The sequence below is a fragment of the Anaerobacillus sp. ABD4_527 genome (assembly GCF_056160805.1).
The window spans coordinates 268,665-286,597 of sequence record NZ_JBSWXZ010000002.1 but is presented as its reverse complement, the minus strand read 5'-3'; the positions used below and the strand labels follow the sequence as shown (position 1 = coordinate 286,597).

Here is a 17,933-nt window from a genome sequence, read left to right as displayed (position 1 = left end):
GATCTCCTCCTTTTTCAGACTGCATCGTTCCCCATCATCGACACGTCTTTTGCATCGATTAGCTTTCTTGAAAAATTCGCAAGAACTTCGCTTCCACTCTCTGTGACTCTGATCGATTCGCTGATTTCAATCCCAAAATCGTGATACCAGATTCCAGGAATCAGATGAAACGTCATATTCGGTTGTAAAATTGTTTGATCACCTTGTCGAACACTCGCCGTATGTTCACCCCAATCAGGTGGATAGTTTAGTCCGATCGAATAGCCGAGGCGTGAATCCTTCATGATGCCATGTCGAGCGATCGACTTCCGCCAAACTTCTTCAACCTCTTCGCACGTTACGCCAGGTTTTATGAACGCGAGCGTCTCATCGAGCCCTTCTACCACGACTTTTCCAATGTCTCTTACTCTCTCATCTTGCGTCCCAACTGAGACCGTTCGCGCCATCGGACAATGGTATCGTTTGTAGCAGCCAGCAATTTCGATAATGACGAGGTCATTGTTTCGATACCGTTTATCAGACCATGTGAGATGCGGTGTACACGTATGTTCCCCCGATGGTAACATCGGAACGATCGCTGGATAATCACCGCCAAATTCAGGTGTTCCACTGATGAGACTGCTATAAATATCAGCCACGACGTCACATTCTCGAACGCCCTCAGAGATCGTATCAACTGCTTTTTGCATGCCGAGTTCAACGAGCCTCGCTGCATTTTTCATATATAGAATCTCTTGATTCGATTTCACCATCCGAACACGGTTCACAAGGAGGGTGGCATCTTTCCACTTCGCGTCAGGAAGGTTTCTCTTCAACGATTCAAACGCTAAGGCGGTGAAGTAATATGCGCCCATCTCTACCCCGATGTGACGCGTACTTTGATCAAGTTCTTCAAGCGTTTTCGCAACAAAATCCATCGGATGCTTCACGTTCGAATGAACGTAATCATCGGTATACGTTACGAGGTTCTCATGGTGAAGCCATGTCGTTGCCTTCGCGCCATTGCCGTCCATCTTTCTTCCGATCCAAAGCGGCTGCTCTTCATCGATGATCACGACGACCATTTGATCCACGTAAAATGACCAGCCGTCATACCCCGTTAAATAATTCATGTTCGCAGGGTCCGTTATAAGCAGAACTTCAAGACCTTCATCGAGCATCCTTCTCTTCGTCAGCTGAATGCGTTCCTGGTACTCTCGCAACTCGAATGGCATCATCGGGACGTCGCCTCCCCAAAACTATTGTTTAAATTTTCAGTTAACTCATACTACCATCATCCCGCCTTACGACACAACTCCCTTTTTACAAAAAATTATAAGGTCACGCATCAAAAAAGCAGACCCATTCATCATGGATCTGCCTTAACCTTTTTACATTACCTTTCGATTCATCTCCAACCTGTAAAACCTTTTATCCACAGCCAGGACAGGAAAAGGTTTCGGGAGGTCTTCCAACTCCACCCGAACAAAACCATTTTTCTCATAAAATCGATGTGCCGCTAAAAACTGCTGCGTTGTACCAAGGTATATGTCATGAACTTCTTTCTCCTTCGACCACTTTATCGCTTCTTTAAGCAATCTTTTTGCGACAAAAAGAGGGTTCCCTCGATAATCCTTATGTACAAACATTTTACGTAGTGCAAGCTGGTTGTTTCCAATGTCGAGTAGGCTAATCGTACCCACTACGCGTCCATTATAAATCGCCAGCCAGAAGTTCCCTTTCCCCGTTTGATAGAACGACTCGATCGCATATAGATCAGGCTGTTCTTCTACAGTAATTGGGATTTGAAATTCATCTTGTTGGATCGTAGAAATCAAATCCACCATTTGTTCTTGATAGTTTTGATCATACTGCTGTACGACTAGATTCTTTTCCATTACGTCACCTTCTCACTCTAAATAGTTCCCTGCTCTCTCCACCTCAACCAAACCACTTTCTTCTAAAAACTGTGAAACGAGGTGAACGTGAGCAGACCCTATGATGAGCAGCGTTCGAGCACCTGGCTCACTCAGCTCTAATAGATTGCGATAGATAATCAAGTTCCTCTGATACCACCATCGGACCCAATCGATGCCAACGTATTGCCCACCTTTTCCGATACGAGCGATGTTCATATACATCTCGTGATCCTTCATCACTTCTTCAGGAGAATTCATCTCATGTAAAAGCTCGAGGATCGTTCTGTTTTCCAGACTTTTATGAGAATGCGAGCGATACGTTTGGTTGATATGTTCATAAAGCTCAGGCTGCTCTTCTTGAGCCCAATCATATACCTCACTTAGCGCTCGATTTCCGACCGTATCCATCCAATCGACCGCATATACTTTTTTATGCTCTAATTGAGACGCGATACGAAAGCCAAGTTGATGCACTTCATCGACCCTGAGCTCTACATTACCATTCAAGTAATCCTGATACTCTTGATTAAGCCCGGCATTTTCACTCTTTACAATTTCGAATGCTAGTTTCGTAGGCTCAAACCGTTTTAATCGATCTACAACGTCTCGAATTTCCGCTTGTCTTTTTTCCGATTCCAAATCATTCGTATCCACCTTATAAAGGTCTTTCGTATACTTCATATGAAACGTTCCGAACACCAGAACTTTTGGCTTACTCAACACACATGCTCCTTCCTATCCTAAAGAATCGGCATCACTAACCTTTTCATAATAATATCTACCACCTCTTCTATCCGTCGATTCTCCGTTGAAATATACTCCCCGAACCCCCCGGAAGAAAAAGCCTCTACACACAGATCGGTTTGGTAAAAACACCAGCTTCCATAAGCTTCTCCCCTGTTCAGCAGTCTTGACGTAATCGTTTCCTTATTTGCTGTTAAGCAAAAATGAAACGTCTCAGGATCGATTCGTTTAAATCCATCGAAAATATAATGGAAATAATCAGGTTTCCGAATCGTCATCGGGACGATGAGGTGTTTCTGATAGTGCTCTGCCGTCCGCTTTGCAATCGAGACGGTAAACTCTTTCCATAATTCCAAGTCTTGAAAATCACCAGTGAGTGCCTCTTCTTCTTTGATCGATGAAGGCAGCAACGCACTGAGCATCCCTCCGACCACTTCTGGGTCAAAAATCATACTGTTATCGATTTTGTTTAAAAGCTCATTGGCAACAGTCGTTTTTCCAACTCCAAACGCGCCATTGATCATGATGATCATCGCTTAACTCAACGCCTTTCCGGAAGCAATATTTCCACTCAACACTTCATCACAATAAAAATTAGTCACGCTCGTTCACTCCTGTTTGGTTTTCAAAAAATTGATTGACTTGCTCCGAGTCTTCAAGCTTTGGCTGAGCGAGACCGATCAGTTCATCTTCTGAAGCAGCTTCAAAAAAATTCTCACCATACCAAGCTTGTAACTCATCTCTCGTAACCGACAATACCTCGCCATCGTAATCAGCAGAAACAACCTCAGCATTTTGAATCAACGTGAAAAGAACCGTTGCATTGAATAGAAACGCTTCTCGTTGTTCTTCTGATAGCGCTTTTGAATAATAAGCTGTTAAGCCATATGGTTCGCTTTTTGTTTGCAGCGATAAACTTTCTAACTCCGTGCTACCGGGCAATAGGCGTAAGATTGCACCAACCGCGCCGTTGTCTCCTATGTATGAATCTTTGTACTGAAAAAGCGTTTCCTCGGCTGGTTCAGCAGAATTACAGCCGCTGACGATGATTAGCAATACTATAAAAACCAGCTTAATTCCCTTCATCTGTTATCTCCTGTAAACCACTGAACGGCTTTAGCTTGTCACATTCTACAACGATTGCGGTCATGCCATCTTTCGTTGACGTCTCATGCCATTCCCCTCTTTCCCACATCGCGAGCTCTCCTTTTTGAATACGATGCGATTGACCGCCGCCCTTCACGATTCCTTCCCCTTCAAGCACGAGGAACATTTGTGGCACCACAGCTTCATGACCTCCGAGCAATCCATCACGACCAAGATGCATACAAGCGATCTGTATCACATCGATCTCTTCTTCTATCATTCTCGTAATAGGCGAGATCACCACATGCTTACTATCAAACTTCGTAATTTCTTTTCCAACACCTCGCCCAAATCGGTAGCGCTTCATACGTCCCCTCCTACAATATGCCCCATACATACTTCGATTCTTAAGGCGATCTCCCTTTTAATCTGGTAAAAATAAGCAAACCCCTCAGGAATTCGTTACCTGAGGGACCCTCCATTATCACCTTAACCGTGAACGATTCTGACGATGTTCCTTCCTTGAAGGCGCAGTGTCGTACAGCCTCTTCTCTTCATCCGTTTCAGGTAGGATGCCAGGAACGGCTTTCGGTTTCCCTTCTGAGTCGACCGCAACCATCGTCAAGAACGATTCTGTCGTCATCACTTTTCGCCCGTGAAGAAGATCATCTGCATACACCTTCACATACACTTCCATCGACGTTCGGCCGGACCTCGTGACACAAGCCTCGAGCGTTAACGCATCTCCAACTTTCGCGGATGATAGAAAATCGACCGAGTCGATCGATGCCGTCACGACCACACAATTTGAGTGTTTCATAGCCGTTAATGCTGCGATTTCATCAATGTATGCTAACACTTTCCCTCCAAAAATCGTATCTAGATGATTCGTATCTGGCGGTAACACTAACCTTGTTTGTGTCATTTTCGAATAGCTTACTGGTAAAGATTCCATGAACGCATTCCTCCTTCATTTTTCAACAAAAAAACACACCTCCAAATTGAAGATGCGCAGGATATAAACGTCACGAAATTACGGAACCACCAAACAGTATCCGTTAGTACTTTCCACGTAACACCCTCCTATCTCCCGTAGGAATCAATGCTCTTCCTTATGGCAGGTCTCCTGACTCAGATTCTTCAGCACATCGCCCTTCCCGTTTAACAACAGTGGTATTGCGATATGCCTCCTCTTCACAGTGGCGGGACCGCGTTGGATTTTCACCAAACTTCCCTTTTCAGCTTTTAATAAAGCCACCATAAGGCCTATTCAGTTAGTAAGGAAAATCCTTACCTAAAAATTACTATCTCCTATCGCTGTAGATCTGTCAAACTCGTTCACTGAAACAAATGATGCAGCAACCGATCTTTATCATCAAAAAACTCTTTCATCACCTTAAAGTGTTCCGTCTCCTCTAACGTTGTCTCAGTCATTCCATCTTCACTCAGCACAATCATTTTCGAATCTGGGTATGCCATAAGGATCGGCGAGTGTGTGGCGATAATAAACTGAGATCCCTGCTCGACCAGTTCGTGGATGCGCGCAAGCATCGACAGCTGCCTGATCGGAGAAAGGGCCGCTTCAGGTTCATCTAAAATATATAACCCTTCTCCTCGAAACCGATTGGTAAAAGCCGCGAAAAAGGATTCTCCGTGAGATTGTTGATGGAGCGATTTGCCTCCAAACCCATCGACGACTTTTGCCCCCGCAAACGGATCAGCATCTAACTCTTCAATATTTGTAGCGAGATTATAATACGTTTCCGCTCTGAAAAAGAAATGATCCTTCGCACGGTAAACGCCTTTAGCTAGTCGCAAATAGTGATCTAAGTTCGAGTGAGAATCATAGCTCGAAAAATTAAAGTTAAGCGTCCCGCCTTCAGGATTGAATCCATACTTAATCGCCATCCCTTCAAGCAGCGTCGATTTCCCCATCCCATTCTCACCAACGATGTACGTCACGTTTGGGTGAAACAACAGCTCCTTGAAATTCTTGATTACCGGTAGAGCAAATGGAAAGAAATCGTACGAAGGGATCTCATCTCTCTTTATATTGAGACGTTTAACATACTGCGTTTCTTGCGTTAACTTCATTGCTAATTGCCCCCTAACTTCCAAACATAAGTTCTACCCATCATACCACTCACATCATGCGTAGCGCATAACAAAAGTGAAAAAAAGACGCATATTCACTGGAATTCACCCATATGTATAGTAATGTATTTCATTTTTTAAGGAGGAGATCTTATTTCTGATCAAAAGAAACAAGACGAAAACCTGGTGAAGAAAACCTCCAAACAAGCAAACGATCTTGTGAATAAATCTGCAGATACCGTTAATGATATGGTGAAGTCTGTTAGCGGAAAAGGCGGTCTCGTTGGCAAGGTATCCGATACGTCTACTGATTTTGTGAAGAATGTGAGTAAGGCCGGCACGGATGCGGTAGGGAAAACGGCAGATAAGGCTGAGAAAATGATCAAAGGTGCTTCGAAGAAAGTGTTTGGGAAGAAGAGAGAGGAATAGTTGTCAGCACTTACTAAAACTCAATACCCTTAGAGAACCTATTCATCAGGTTCTCTTTTTTTTTTTGCCTATAAAAAACCACTCCACTACAGATTTCGTTTCATTTGTATTAGAATAGAGTCAGCGAAAGATAGGAGTGGATGAGATGAAAAAAGAGATAAAGTTAATCGCGTTAGATATGGATGGCACGCTCGTTAATCATGACGGCGAAGTGTCGAAGGAGAATGAGGATGCAGTGCGCCGTGCGAAAGAAGCTGGGTATCATGTTGTGATCAGCACTGGGCGCTCTCTTCCTTTCTGTCGTGAGATTGCAGAACAGTTAGGCGAATCAGCTTACTTGATCACGGTGAACGGGGGTCAAATTTATGACCAGCATTTCAACCTTGTGGACAGTACGCACCTCGATAGTGAGATTGTTGAGAACCTCTGGGAACTGAAGAAAAGGCATGATGTTTGGTTCTGGTCTTCCACGACTGAAGGTGTATTTAATTCAAACACACCATTTGAAAGAGATCTTCATGACTATGACTGGTTGAAATTCGGCTTCGATGTGAAAGACGACGACGTGCGCCAAGTTATTTTAGATGAAGTCATGAGCAACGATGCTTTAGAAGTCACAAACTCTAGTTTAACAAACATGGAAATCAACCCTGCAGGTGTAAACAAAGCAGCTGCGCTACGCAAAGTAACGAAATGGCTTGATCTTTCCATGGATGAAGTGATGTCTGTTGGAGATAGTATGAACGATATCGCTATGATTCGTGAAGCTGGCTTCGGTGTTGCGATGGGCAACGCACAGGAGCGCGTGAAAGAAGCAGCAGACTGGATTACGAAATCATATACAGAGCACGGTGTCGCACACGCAATCGACCACATTATGAAGGGCGAGTGACAGGCACCCCCCGCTTTATGTCGAAAGGCTGAGTGAATGGAACATTCACTCAGCCTTTTTGATTTCTCCCTTTCTTCCTCTATCCTGCAAATCAAAAAAAAGAAGCTGAACGGTCAGCTTCTTTCTTCATAAGTTATTTTCTAATCTTACTGATCGACAGTTTCTCTTGAACGATGCGGATTGCTTCTGCAAGCAATGGTGCGATCGAAAGAACTGTGATCTTATCGATATCGCCGCTCTTCGGTAAAGGCAGCGTGTTCGTCACAACGATTTCTTTGATGTTCGATTGTGCGATTTCTTGTGTAGCCGTGCCTGAAAGGACCGGATGCGTGAATGTCGCGTACACTTCTTTCGCACCGTGCTCTTCTAATATTTGAGAAGTGAATGTCACGTTTTTCGCTGTATCGATCATATCATCGATAATGATCGCTGTTTTACCTACTACATCTCCGATTACGTTGATCGTAGAAGGTTCACCTGTGTCGTATGAACGACGATCGATCAATGCGATCGGAGCATCAAGCAGGGATCCAAGTTTACGGGCACGCAGTGCGCTGCTGTTATCTGGGGCAACGATTACGATATCCTCAAGCTGTTTCTTCTCGAAGTATTCAGCTAATACTGGAATACCAGAAACCTGGTCAACAGGAATGTTGAAGAATCCTTCGATCTGGTTCGCGTGCAAGTCGACCGTTAGGACTCTAGTTGCACCAGAGCGTTCTAACATGTTTGCAATCAATTTCGCTGTGATCGGCTGTCTTGGGCCTGTTTTTCTGTCCTGACGTGCGTAGCCATAATAAGGCAGCACAACATTGATCGTTTTTGCAGAAGCTCGCTTCAATGCATCGATCATGATGAGGAGCTCCATCAAATAGTCGTTTCCTAATCCAGCCCCACCGATGGACTGAACTAGATATGTATCGCATCCGCGGATACTTTCTTCAACGTTCATGTTGATCTCACCGTCTGCGAAGCGCTTAACGGAAGACTTACCTGACTCGATTCCAAGAAGTTTTACAACTTCTTCTGTAAGTTCAGGGTTTGAATTCAAACCAAATACTTTCACGTCTTTTTCTTGGCGTAGCATAACGTAGCTCCTTTATGGTTCATTTCGATAGGAAGTTTCCAATCAAAACGTAATGTAAGGGAATCATTCTCTCTTCAACTATAACATAGCGCCCGTATAACTTTCTTCAAAAAATTAAAGGAAATCTTGCCCTGTCCCTTACCGCCACCGTATTGATTTTACGAAATAAATGATGATCGTACCAAATAGCACGACAAGGAATACCGGAACAACCCAGAACTGGAGAGTTTCTTCTTGCGTACTCGACATTTCAACGATTTTTTGGGTCAATATCGCAAAGAAAATTGCGATTTCATTTTTTAGTAAGCGTATCATCGTAACGGCATAATAATACTGCCTTTCAGCGTTTCCTTCTGTTATCTTAACTACATAATTGTAAGCGTCAGGGATACGCTCGAGGAACGAAAGCCCAATCCATACGAATACTCCAATCGAAGGTAAAAGGAAAACCGTCCACTTGTCTCCCCACCGATCAGGTTCACCCGCAGCGTTAAAATGGTGAGGGACCATCTCTGGGATGCTTGACCAGTTGAGAACAATATAAGCGATCGAAAGGAATAATGCTGAAATCCCTATGATGTCTAGGACTTTATGTAAAAATGGTTTTTCGATAGCGATGTTCGGTCTATTTCGAGTCCCCATCGTCGTCCCTCCTTTTCGTGTCTACTATACTATACGAATAGAAGGTGAGGAAGTTTCCTTTTTAGAGCTCCTTTTTAAAGACATAGCTCACTTTATCGTAAGCCATCTTCTCTTCATAAAATCGATGCGCATCATGCCTTTGAAGACCTGAGGAAAGTGCGATCGAACGATAGCCATGGTCTTTAGCCCACTTCTCCACAAAGGAAAGGAGCGACTTGCCGTACCCTTTCGAGCGATCTTCCTTTCGAGTCACAAGATCATAAACCCATACACTTCTTCCATAGTATAAGGTGATCATCGGTGTAAAGCCGATGACGGCTACGATTTCCCCTTCCTCATAGAGTGCATACAAATGGTACATGTCTTTTTTACGTGCTTGGTCTACATACTCTAAATACGATTCTTCATCTAAATTTGTGCGCAGCTCACTCATTACGAGAAAGGCTTCCCTTATTTCTTCAAGCGACTTCATTTCTTTAATCATGTGACTTCCCTCCACGATACAACATGCCGTACGAATACCCTAATCGTTCAAATCCACACTTTTGTAAAATTGGTTCACTCATCGGACTTGCATCGACCATTAAAATAGGATGCCCCATTTCTTTCGCTTTTTTCGCACGTGCAGCTAAAAGCGCGGTGTAATGTCCCTTTTTCCTATGCTGTGGTAACGTTGATCCACCCCACATGCTCGCAAAATTCTCTCCTTCCAAGTACATCCAGGCAGCACTTACCAAATTGCCAGCTTCATATATCCCATATAAGGAGAGTGAATTCGTATTCTTAAAATCACGCCACAATCGTTCTCCTAAGCTTGCGAAAGAGTGATTCCATATGCTTTCTTCAAGCTTCATGATCGCATTGATTCCATCCAAATCGGTTATTTCCTTCACATGAGATGTATCGTGACGTAACAAAAAGTGGTCATCAGAAAGCGGGATGACCATCAGCGCTTCTTTTTCACCTTTCTTAAATCCTTCATCTTCTAAAAGATCCACAAGGTTTGAAGGCTCGTCATAACTATAAACTTTCCACTCAAACTCTTGATTTAATGTAGCAAAGCGGTCCTTTTCACTCTTAATAACCTTTTTAGCGTCAGTATCCGTCAAGTTAGAAAAGATGATGAAACCATGTTCATCTTGATGGACTGACACATGACGAATAACATATTCCGTTTCTTCTCTTCGAAATCCTGGAGGCGTAACGTTTTTTCTCATTTCTTCATCGAACAACGCTTTTAATTCATGCTTCTGCATATAGCACCTCAGTGAATAAAATTTTTGATACAAATTTCAAATCTTTTTACACATACTATCATTGTCTTTCAAAGTGAAGCATTTGGAAACCATTTCTATCATGGATTGTTATTTGAGCGGTTTACGTGAACAAAATAAGGGTATTTATTTCTATAGCTGATAGACAAAGTGAAATTTTATGTCAGGATTCCTTACATAAATCCACACTTATACGTTATTATCGGTAAAATAGTGAATAGTTAAAAAACTTTCTAAAGGTGAGGTAATGTATGACGATTACAAAAGAAAGCATCAAACAAGTTATTTTGGATGAAGTTCATGAAAAGAATGTAGAATTTATTCGCCTAGAGTTTACAGACATGCTTGGTGAAACGAAGAACGTAGAGCTTCCTGTTGAAGAGATCGAAAGTGTAATGAACAATGAAGCGATGTTCGACAGCTCTTCAATCGCAGGCTTTTCAGATATTCAAGAAAGTGATATGTACTTGTTCCCAGATCTTGAAACATTCAAAGTACTTCCTGAAGCGGTCGACACGGACTGCATCGCACGCTTCATTTGTGATATTCACACGCCCGACGGTGAACCGTTCGAAGGTGACCCTCGCTATATTTTAAAACGAGCGATGAAAGAAGCACAAGACCTTGGCTATACTGTAAACGTTGGACCTGAACCAGAATTCTTCTTATTCCAACTGAATGATGAAGGCTACCCGATCCGCAAAATGAATGACCGCGGTGGTTACTTCGATGCATCACCTAAAGACAAAGGTGACCAGGTACGACGCGATATCGTTCGCACGTTGAAGAAATATGGTTTTGAGATGGAAGCTTCTCACCATGAGGTAGCAAAAGGACAGCACGAAATCAATTTCCGTTTTGACAGTGTATTGAAAGCTGCAGACAACATCCAAACGTTCAAGAGCGTTGTTAAAGACGTTGCGACTGGACATGATTATCACGCAACATTCATGCCTAAACCATTTGCAGGTGAGAACGGTTCTGGTATGCACTGCCACCTTTCTCTATTCAAAGATGGCGAGAGTGCTTTCTTTGACGAAAACAAAGAAGACGGAATTTCTGATACGATGAAACACTTCATGGCTGGTATTCTTCACCATGCGAATGGTCTTGCGGCAATTACAAACCCGAACGTGAACTCTTATAAGCGTCTTGTTCCTGGCTATGAAGCACCTGTAAGTGTTGCTTGGTCTCACTCTAACCGAAGCTGTATGATCCGCGTTCCAACAACACGTGGAATGGGTACACGTTTTGAAATCCGTAACCCAGACCCTACAGCGAACCCTTACTTGACGCTAGCTGCAGTACTACATGCAGGTCTTGAAGGAATTCGTGACGAGCTTGACCCAGGTGAACCAGAGTCTCGTAACCTTTACGAAGTGTCTACAGATGATGTTCCAACGCTTCCAACAAACCTAAAAGAAGCGATCAAAGCACTTAAAGAAGACCAAGTCGTAATCGACGCTCTAGGTGAGCATACGTCTAGATGCTACATCGAAGACAAAGAAAAAGAATGGATCGACTACTCCCTGAACGTAAGTCAGTGGGAAGTTGAACGTTATATGAATAAGTAAATGTAAGAAAATCCGCTCATATCGTGAGCGGATTTTTTTATCCTCCGAAAGACCATATAAACATGAAAAAGAATGTGCCGATTAACGAGAAAAAACTTATGACTAGTGAAAGTACAGGAACAAATTTTTTATAGAACATTTCTTTTCTAACCGCGAAGATAGAAATGATGAAGATCGGTAAACCTGCAAAGATCCCAACCTTCATCACTAGTGTGATTGCTCCAAGTGCTGCATCTTGATAGATCCCTACGACCAAAGCGATCAACACACCCAAATAAATGAAAAGAGACACCGCACAAACTCTACCTAGCACTGAAGTTGGCAACCGCATACTCCTTTCATCTAATTACTCTTCCTTCTCTATTTGAAGTTTCACTAATTTCTCATCCAGCTTTTGACTTAGTTCTATGACTTCTTCACTTGAAAAAGTATCTGCTTCAAACGCCACTTCGTAAAGCGCCATCCGCAGCTCATATATTTCTTCCTCCAACTTCTTCACCTACCGAACTCCTTACGTTATTTGGTTACTATCATTAGAGTAACATAAAAAATCCTTTTTCTGTTAAATTTTAGAAAGTAGTACTTACCCGTTCCTTCAATATAAAAAAAAGGAAAGCTGAATAGATCAGCTTCCCTTTTCAACTCTATTATTCGATTAAGCGTTTGAGCGTTTTCTAGCAATTAATACGAGTGCACCACTCATCATGATACCTGCGCCAATCATCATGTACGTTGGAAATGGTGTTGCAGTATCAGGTAATTGATCTCCTTCTTCCGCTCCCCCATCTACGTGCACTTCTGGAAGTGCACCATTACGGTTACCAAAGATCCATTTACCAGAATCATAGATATAATCGATTGTTAATGTACGCCCCTCATACAGGTCGCCTGTGGCAACTTGTGAAAGCTTGTAATGATTGTCATTCACTTTTGTAAGGTCATATTCACGATTGAAATCGATTGTGAGGCGACTATCTTGTGGTTTGAATGTAACCTCTCCATCTTCTACTTTAAAGAAACTATCAACATACATTTCTGCAAGTTCAGGAACCATGATTTCCCCGAAAGCTTGCTCCAATTTCTCCATGGAGTCATAGCCTTTTAAAATAAGTACGCTTTTTTCATCCTCTATTTCATATAACTCGGTAAAATCCGCTTCTAGCTCCTTTACCGGGGGTTCTCCATGATCCTGCGCTAATGCTGTGTTTTGAAACCCCATAAACAGTAAACCAGTGACAATGATGAGTGCTGAAAGAATTCTTTTCATTGTAAAACCTCCTGAAAATTTTTCGGCGCGTCTATGTAATAAATTTAATCTTTGTAATATAACTGTAATCTTGCGCCTGTCTAGTATACTAGCATAGTTTGTTTAGAATGCAAGTATTTACCATTAATTTATAAAAAAAGGAAGCTGATCCATTCAGCTTCCTTCAATACCCCTAATTCAACTCGCTTTATTCGTACGCATATTTGTCTTATTCTCTTTCACTTCCGCACTTGCGGCTTTAAAGAATGAGTATCCCATCATGAGGATCACGACAGAGAACGGGAATGCTGCGATGATAAGCATGTTCTGGAGTCCCTGTGTTCCCCCGAAGTAGATGATGATCGCTGCCATTGCAGAAAGACTAAGTCCCCAGAGAATCTTCACGGGTGCGGCTGGATTCAGGCTGCCTGTCGTACTAAGCATCCCTAGCACAAATGTCGCAGAGTCTGCTGACGTGATAAAGAAAATCGCGATCACAAAGAGTGTAATGACCGTCATGAGCGTCCCTAGTGAATACTGCTCAAGCACAGCGAATGTCGCGGTTTCAAGTGAGTAATCTGAGATCATCGCGATCCCCTGCTGCTGAAGATCGAGTGCTGATACCCCGAACACTGAGAAAAAGATGAAGCAGACGATCGATGGAACGAAGAGTACGCCAAGCATAAATTCTTTGATCGTACGGCCTCGTGAAATTCTTGCAATAAAGATGCCGACGAACGGAGACCATGAGATCCACCATGCCCAGTAGAACACCGTCCATCCTTTCACCCATGACTGACGGTCTTCATTGTTTGGATTCATATTGAAACTCATATCGAAGAAGTTTGTAAAATAACCTCCGATCGTATTCGTAAACATGTTCATGATATAAAGCGTTGGTCCAACGATAAGCAGCATTAGAAGTAATACAAAGCCTAATCCTAAGTTGATATTACTTAAATACTTTATTCCTTTACTAATTCCTGACCATGCAGATGCGATGAAAAGAATTGTAGACACAACTAAGATCAAAAGCTGAATTCCAAAGTTACTCGGAGTACCAAAGAGAAACGCTAACCCTTCATTGATCTGAGCCGTTCCGAATCCGAGCGTTGCAGCGACTCCTACAACTGTCGCGACGACCGCAAGCGTATCGATCAACGTTCCTGCTATTCCCTCCATTCTTTTCTTCCCGAAAAGTGGAATGAGCGTAGCACTGATCAAGCCCGGGTACCCTTTATGGAATTTAAAATATGCCAGTACGAGGGCAACTAACGAGTACACTGCCCATGCATGGACGCCCCAATGAAAGAATGAATACTCAAGTGATTGCTGAATGGCTTCAGGCGTTCCTTCTTGTCCGTTCGGACTACTTTTAAAAGCGTGAGAGATTGGCTCAGCAGTAGTCCAAAAAACCATGCCCATTCCCATTCCTGCACTAAAGAGCATCGCAAACCATGTTGCAAGCGGAAACTCTGGCTTTTCATTATTTCCACCAAGCTTAATATTTTTAAATGGGGAAAAGATTAAGTAGATACAAAATCCTAGAATGACCATAACGATTAAAAGATAATACCAGCCGAACTGTGTTGATATGTATCCTGTCACAGCTGATGTGACGCTTTCTAAATTAGATGGAGCTACTGCTCCCCATAGGACTACCAATCCGCAGATCAATAATCCGTACCAAAAAACCGATGTAACGTTCTTCAATCCTTTCACCTCATCATAACGATTTGAATGCTGCTGTATAAAACCTATGCGAATAAGGTCCCTCCCCCTTATTACCCTAAAATTTGACGATGTAAGACAAAAATTGCAAAAAAGTTTTTAAAGTTTTAACGCTTTGCGATGTTACATTAACATCACAAATATTAATTTTATTACAAAAAATTTACCAAAACACGTTTAACTACCAAATTAATCCGGAACATAAGTAATGGAACAAATTTTAAGGAGGTTTTACATTGTTTCGATTCATTTCTGCACTCGTCGTAGTTGGTCTACTCTTCTTGGGGATGAACAACCCGGTTTATGCTGAAGACCATGGAAAGCCACCGGTGGAGGAGTTAGAGAATCAATTCGATGAGCTGATCGAACTTGAAACGAACAAGGAAAACGAAGTAAAGAAGTACGATTCGATTGATCGTTTGGAGCAAGAGTTCAAAAGCATAATGGTTTGGCCGCTGGCTGATCATTATGTTGATACGTTCTTTGAAGAACGCGATGGAAAACTCATTAAAATCGCCCGTGATGGCCCCGTAAGACTACTCGACAACAAAGATTATACTCTCGAAAAAATCAATGAAAATCATTATAAACTCACTCAACCTAATGAAAATAACATGCGCGGTGAATACACGCTAACGATTCACTACAAATATGAAGCAGGAAAATGGGTATTTGCTGATCGTATGAATCATGTTGCGAATGATTCATCTGGTGGAGAAATGCCTGATACAGCAACAAACCTTCCAACGATGATGCTGATCGGTAGTGGAGCAGTGCTAGCAGGCGCACTTCTATTAGTAGCTAGAAAACGCGTAGATGCATAAAAAAAACTGTGGTTAGGCACGTGCCTGACCACAGTTTTTTCTTAATCCCAAAACCCGCCATCAGAATGAATGATCTGACCGGTTACCCACTTCGCTTCTTCACTTGTGAGAAATGAAATCAAACGCGCTGCATCCTCCGGTGTCCCAATTCGCCCTGTTGGAAACTTCGGTTTTAAAAACTCCTGCGTTGCTTGATCCATCCAACCAGAATCGGTCGGTCCAGGATCAACCGCATTCACCGTGATTTCTTCAGATGCAACCTCTGTTGCTAGTGATCTTGTAAAAGCAGAGATGGCCCCTTTTGACGTGATGTAGGCCAAGTTTCCTGCAACCGGACTTTTGTCTTGACCTGTTACTAAATTCACGATACGTCCGCCTAACCGCGTCCCTTCTAAACGCTTCGTGAATTCCACCGTCAGCATACACGCTCCCTGTACGTTAACTTCACAGTGTTTTGCTAGTATTTCAGCTGTTAATTCTTTATAGCTTACTTCTTCGCAGTGTGCTGCGTTGTTTACGAGAATGGTAGGTTTCCCAAGTTCTCGTTCAACGTTATCAAGTAGTTGGTCCGGGGCGTCTTTATCAGCTAGATCCAAGTTCATGTGACCAACGTTTACGCCTTTTCTTCTAAGCTCACTCGCAAATGTCTCTGCCCACTGATGATCTGCATCATCATATCCAGTCGTCTCATCAAAGGGAGTGAAATGAGTAAAAAAGACATGAACCCCTTTTGAAGCTAGCTCACGACAAATCGCGGCACCAATGCCTTTTGGGCGGCTTGCCCCGGTAATAATCGCTATCCGTTCAATCATATTGTGATCTCCTTACATTCTATTGGACTGCCAAAATATGCCCTAGCTCTCCATAGTGCTGAATCCTTAAGTATTCTCCCCAAACCCGTTTTCTACCTTCCTCTGTATCCATCCAATTATCCCTTCCAACGCGTACGCCGTTATAGGTACAATCAAACGTGTACGAAGTGTACTCGATTGAACTCGGAAGATGTTTCGCTAGCGTTCGATACTGGCGTCCTGCTGCATGACTTTTACATATGTACATAACAGATTCTGTACGGCTAAAATCGTACACTTCCTTCGCATAAATCACGTTTTCTAGTGTGTTGGTCGATTTCTTTTCGTACGTGATACATTCTTTAGGCACCCCGTTATCGAGTAGGTGGGAGAGTATTACGTCAGCTTCTGAAGCGACTTCATGATCCCAATCAGGGTGAGGAACGCCCGTTAAACTCTTTCCGCCTGTGACGATTATGTCCTTCGCATATCCATTGTGATAGGCTTCAATCGCTTTTTCCCAGTGTCCTGGATGTGTCCCGCTATAGATAAATAGAACATCACATCGCCTGTGAGCTTTCACTTCCCCGAATACGATCTCCTCGATATGGTTCAATTCTTCTTGGACTAGTTCTGGCATTGTTGGTGCTTTCGGTATGATAGGCTTCAAAAAGTTCGCTCCTTTAAGTTCTCAAGTTTATCAAGTAAAGGTGGAAGCTCCATCAGATCATCGATTACCGCATCAGCATCCGGCGTTTCCCAATGGTCATCTTTCTTCCAGACTCCCTTCATCCCGATTCGCTTTGCAGCACTTACGTCATTTTCAGGATGATCACCGATAAATAAGCTCTCTTCTGGCAATGCACCGAGCTTACTCAGTGCCCGATAGAACAAGTTCGCCTCTGGCTTCTTTAATCCTTCCCACTCTGAGATAAATATCGCTTCAAAATAATCTTGAATGCCTAGCGCTTTTATATTATCCATCTGAAACTGTCCGAATCCATTAGAAATAATCCCTAACGTAAGGTTGCGAGACCTTAACTCTTCTAGCATCGTTACGAGATTTGGAAACGGGACACAGTGATGCTTAAATTCGGTTACGTAGTCGTGTAATAGTTCCTCAGAGGTCACACCTTTCAACTTGAATTCTGAAATCATTCGTTGATACACCTTATCTTTCCAAACGTAACCGCGTTGATCAAACTTAATAAACGCGTCACAATATACGTCCTTCGGAATGTGACCCACTACCTGTGGAAAGCGGTCGTATTGGTCACGAATGAATGCTTCGAGCGAAGCATCTCGATTTAATAAGGTTCCATCTAGGTCAAAAAGAACTGCCTTCATGAACGTTCCCCTCCTTCTCAATAAAAAAAGTGAAGACAACTGTCTTCACCTTATTCCCAAACATCCTTATCATCTGGCAAGATCAGTGCTGCTAGCACATAAATGAGGACCATCGGAAGTCCTACTAATAAAACGGTCAACACCGCGAAAACGATTCGTAACATGCTTGCATCCATGTTCCAAACTTCACTCAGTCCACCTAGCACACCTGATAATTTCCGATCTTGTGTAGATTTGTATAGCTTTTTCATACGAACATCCACCTTTCTTAATG

At 42.8% G+C, this 17,933-nt stretch carries 24 protein-coding genes and 1 riboswitch; of the genes, 4 read left to right on the top strand and 20 right to left on the bottom strand.

All coding sequences use genetic code 11. From position 1 onward, the window contains the following. Positions 1-14 precede the first annotated feature (14 nt). From ACXAHI_RS13700 to ACXAHI_RS13665, 8 genes are all read right to left on the bottom strand, one after another. Complete coding sequence (locus ACXAHI_RS13700; protein ID WP_474849886.1) at positions 15-1,214, bottom strand: M24 family metallopeptidase; 1,200 nt, start codon at positions 1,212-1,214, stop codon at positions 15-17. A gap of 156 nt (positions 1,215-1,370) precedes the next feature. After that, entirely contained in the window at positions 1,371-1,877 is a 507-nt protein-coding gene (locus ACXAHI_RS13695; protein ID WP_474848700.1) for a GNAT family N-acetyltransferase, read from the bottom strand. 12 nt (positions 1,878-1,889) lie between these two features. Continuing rightward, complete coding sequence (locus tag ACXAHI_RS13690) at positions 1,890-2,618, bottom strand: DUF5694 domain-containing protein (protein ID WP_474848698.1); 729 nt, start codon at positions 2,616-2,618, stop codon at positions 1,890-1,892. A gap of 20 nt (positions 2,619-2,638) precedes the next feature. Continuing rightward, positions 2,639-3,175, bottom strand: coding sequence for an AAA family ATPase (locus tag ACXAHI_RS13685; RefSeq protein ID WP_474848696.1), 537 nt, complete (start codon positions 3,173-3,175; stop codon positions 2,639-2,641). A gap of 61 nt (positions 3,176-3,236) precedes the next feature. Further along, on the bottom strand, positions 3,237-3,728 hold the full coding sequence (locus ACXAHI_RS13680; protein WP_474848694.1) for a DUF4825 domain-containing protein: 492 nt from the start codon (positions 3,726-3,728) through the stop codon (positions 3,237-3,239). Continuing rightward, positions 3,715-4,095: a cupin domain-containing protein gene (locus ACXAHI_RS13675; protein ID WP_474848692.1), complete on the bottom strand. Its 381-nt coding sequence runs from the start codon at positions 4,093-4,095 to the stop codon at positions 3,715-3,717. The genes ACXAHI_RS13680 and ACXAHI_RS13675 overlap by 14 nt, the downstream gene beginning before the upstream one ends. 117 nt (positions 4,096-4,212) lie before the next feature. Beyond that, positions 4,213-4,683: an acyl-CoA thioesterase gene (locus ACXAHI_RS13670; RefSeq protein ID WP_270180930.1), complete on the bottom strand. Its 471-nt coding sequence runs from the start codon at positions 4,681-4,683 to the stop codon at positions 4,213-4,215. A 144-nt stretch (positions 4,684-4,827) separates the two neighbouring features. Further along, positions 4,828-5,005: riboswitch (cobalamin riboswitch) on the bottom strand. 61 nt (positions 5,006-5,066) lie between these two features. Then, a complete protein-coding gene (locus tag ACXAHI_RS13665; RefSeq protein WP_474848690.1) occupies positions 5,067-5,822 on the bottom strand; it encodes an AAA family ATPase in 756 nt (251 codons plus the stop codon). A 186-nt stretch (positions 5,823-6,008) separates the two neighbouring features. Between ACXAHI_RS13665 and ACXAHI_RS13660 the strand changes: the two genes are divergently transcribed. Both ACXAHI_RS13660 and ACXAHI_RS13655 read left to right on the top strand, forming a co-directional pair. Continuing rightward, on the top strand, positions 6,009-6,251 hold the full coding sequence (locus tag ACXAHI_RS13660) for a hypothetical protein (RefSeq protein ID WP_270180928.1): 243 nt from the start codon (positions 6,009-6,011) through the stop codon (positions 6,249-6,251). A gap of 145 nt (positions 6,252-6,396) precedes the next feature. Beyond that, the gene (locus tag ACXAHI_RS13655) at positions 6,397-7,143 is read left to right on the top strand and encodes a Cof-type HAD-IIB family hydrolase (RefSeq protein ID WP_474848688.1); all 747 of its coding nucleotides are present in this window, start codon (positions 6,397-6,399) and stop codon (positions 7,141-7,143) included. Between the two features lie 133 nt (positions 7,144-7,276). Here the strand turns inward: ACXAHI_RS13655 and ACXAHI_RS13650 are convergent, their stop codons facing one another. From ACXAHI_RS13650 to ACXAHI_RS13635, 4 genes are all read right to left on the bottom strand, one after another. Next, positions 7,277-8,230 carry a ribose-phosphate diphosphokinase gene (locus ACXAHI_RS13650; protein WP_270180925.1) on the bottom strand — a complete coding sequence of 318 codons (954 nt, stop codon included), beginning with the start codon at positions 8,228-8,230 and terminating at the stop codon, positions 7,277-7,279. Positions 8,231-8,368: 138 nt separating this feature from the next. Then, positions 8,369-8,872 carry a DUF1648 domain-containing protein gene (locus tag ACXAHI_RS13645; RefSeq protein ID WP_474848685.1) on the bottom strand — a complete coding sequence of 168 codons (504 nt, stop codon included), beginning with the start codon at positions 8,870-8,872 and terminating at the stop codon, positions 8,369-8,371. A gap of 61 nt (positions 8,873-8,933) precedes the next feature. Beyond that, positions 8,934-9,356, bottom strand: a complete 423-nt coding sequence (locus tag ACXAHI_RS13640) for a GNAT family N-acetyltransferase (protein WP_474848683.1) — start codon at positions 9,354-9,356, stop codon at positions 8,934-8,936. Beyond that, positions 9,349-10,128, bottom strand: coding sequence for a GNAT family N-acetyltransferase (locus ACXAHI_RS13635; RefSeq protein WP_474848681.1), 780 nt, complete (start codon positions 10,126-10,128; stop codon positions 9,349-9,351). Before ACXAHI_RS13635 ends, ACXAHI_RS13640 begins: the two co-directional genes overlap by 8 nt. Before the next feature lie 269 nt (positions 10,129-10,397). On the opposite strand from ACXAHI_RS13635, the gene glnA reads away from it, so the two are divergent. Further along, positions 10,398-11,720, top strand: a complete 1,323-nt coding sequence (gene glnA, locus ACXAHI_RS13630; RefSeq protein WP_474848679.1) for a type I glutamate--ammonia ligase — start codon at positions 10,398-10,400, stop codon at positions 11,718-11,720. 37 nt (positions 11,721-11,757) lie between these two features. Here glnA and ACXAHI_RS13625 read toward each other — a convergent pair whose 3' ends face one another. The 4 genes from ACXAHI_RS13625 to ACXAHI_RS13610 all read right to left on the bottom strand — a co-directional run bounded on the left by ACXAHI_RS13625 (position 11,758) and on the right by ACXAHI_RS13610 (position 14,679). Further along, positions 11,758-12,045, bottom strand: a complete 288-nt coding sequence (locus ACXAHI_RS13625; protein WP_474848677.1) for a hypothetical protein — start codon at positions 12,043-12,045, stop codon at positions 11,758-11,760. A gap of 21 nt (positions 12,046-12,066) precedes the next feature. Continuing rightward, positions 12,067-12,219, bottom strand: a complete 153-nt coding sequence (locus tag ACXAHI_RS13620) for an aspartyl-phosphate phosphatase Spo0E family protein (protein ID WP_270180919.1) — start codon at positions 12,217-12,219, stop codon at positions 12,067-12,069. Between the two features lie 156 nt (positions 12,220-12,375). Further along, the gene (locus tag ACXAHI_RS13615; protein ID WP_474848675.1) at positions 12,376-12,987 is read right to left on the bottom strand and encodes an LPXTG cell wall anchor domain-containing protein; all 612 of its coding nucleotides are present in this window, start codon (positions 12,985-12,987) and stop codon (positions 12,376-12,378) included. A gap of 177 nt (positions 12,988-13,164) precedes the next feature. Next, complete coding sequence (locus ACXAHI_RS13610; RefSeq protein ID WP_474848673.1) at positions 13,165-14,679, bottom strand: BCCT family transporter; 1,515 nt, start codon at positions 14,677-14,679, stop codon at positions 13,165-13,167. Between the two features lie 254 nt (positions 14,680-14,933). Here ACXAHI_RS13610 and ACXAHI_RS13605 point away from each other — a divergent pair, with 254 nt between their 5' ends. Then, entirely contained in the window at positions 14,934-15,521 is a 588-nt protein-coding gene (locus ACXAHI_RS13605; protein ID WP_474848671.1) for a hypothetical protein, read from the top strand. A gap of 41 nt (positions 15,522-15,562) precedes the next feature. On the opposite strand, the gene ACXAHI_RS13600 is transcribed toward ACXAHI_RS13605, so the two are convergent. Genes ACXAHI_RS13600 through ACXAHI_RS13585 form a run of 4 tightly spaced genes read right to left on the bottom strand, consistent with a single transcriptional unit; the run spans position 15,563 to position 17,910 of the window. Beyond that, positions 15,563-16,333: an SDR family oxidoreductase gene (locus tag ACXAHI_RS13600; RefSeq protein WP_474848669.1), complete on the bottom strand. Its 771-nt coding sequence runs from the start codon at positions 16,331-16,333 to the stop codon at positions 15,563-15,565. Between the two features lie 19 nt (positions 16,334-16,352). Then, positions 16,353-16,982, bottom strand: coding sequence for a YdcF family protein (locus ACXAHI_RS13595; protein WP_474848667.1), 630 nt, complete (start codon positions 16,980-16,982; stop codon positions 16,353-16,355). Then, positions 16,979-17,659 (bottom strand): HAD family hydrolase, encoded by a 681-nt coding sequence (locus ACXAHI_RS13590; protein ID WP_474848665.1) that lies wholly within the window; start codon positions 17,657-17,659, stop codon positions 16,979-16,981. The genes ACXAHI_RS13595 and ACXAHI_RS13590 overlap by 4 nt, the downstream gene beginning before the upstream one ends. Positions 17,660-17,709: 50 nt before the next feature. After that, entirely contained in the window at positions 17,710-17,910 is a 201-nt protein-coding gene (locus tag ACXAHI_RS13585; protein WP_474848663.1) for a PspC domain-containing protein, read from the bottom strand. Positions 17,911-17,933: the final 23 nt, after the last annotated feature.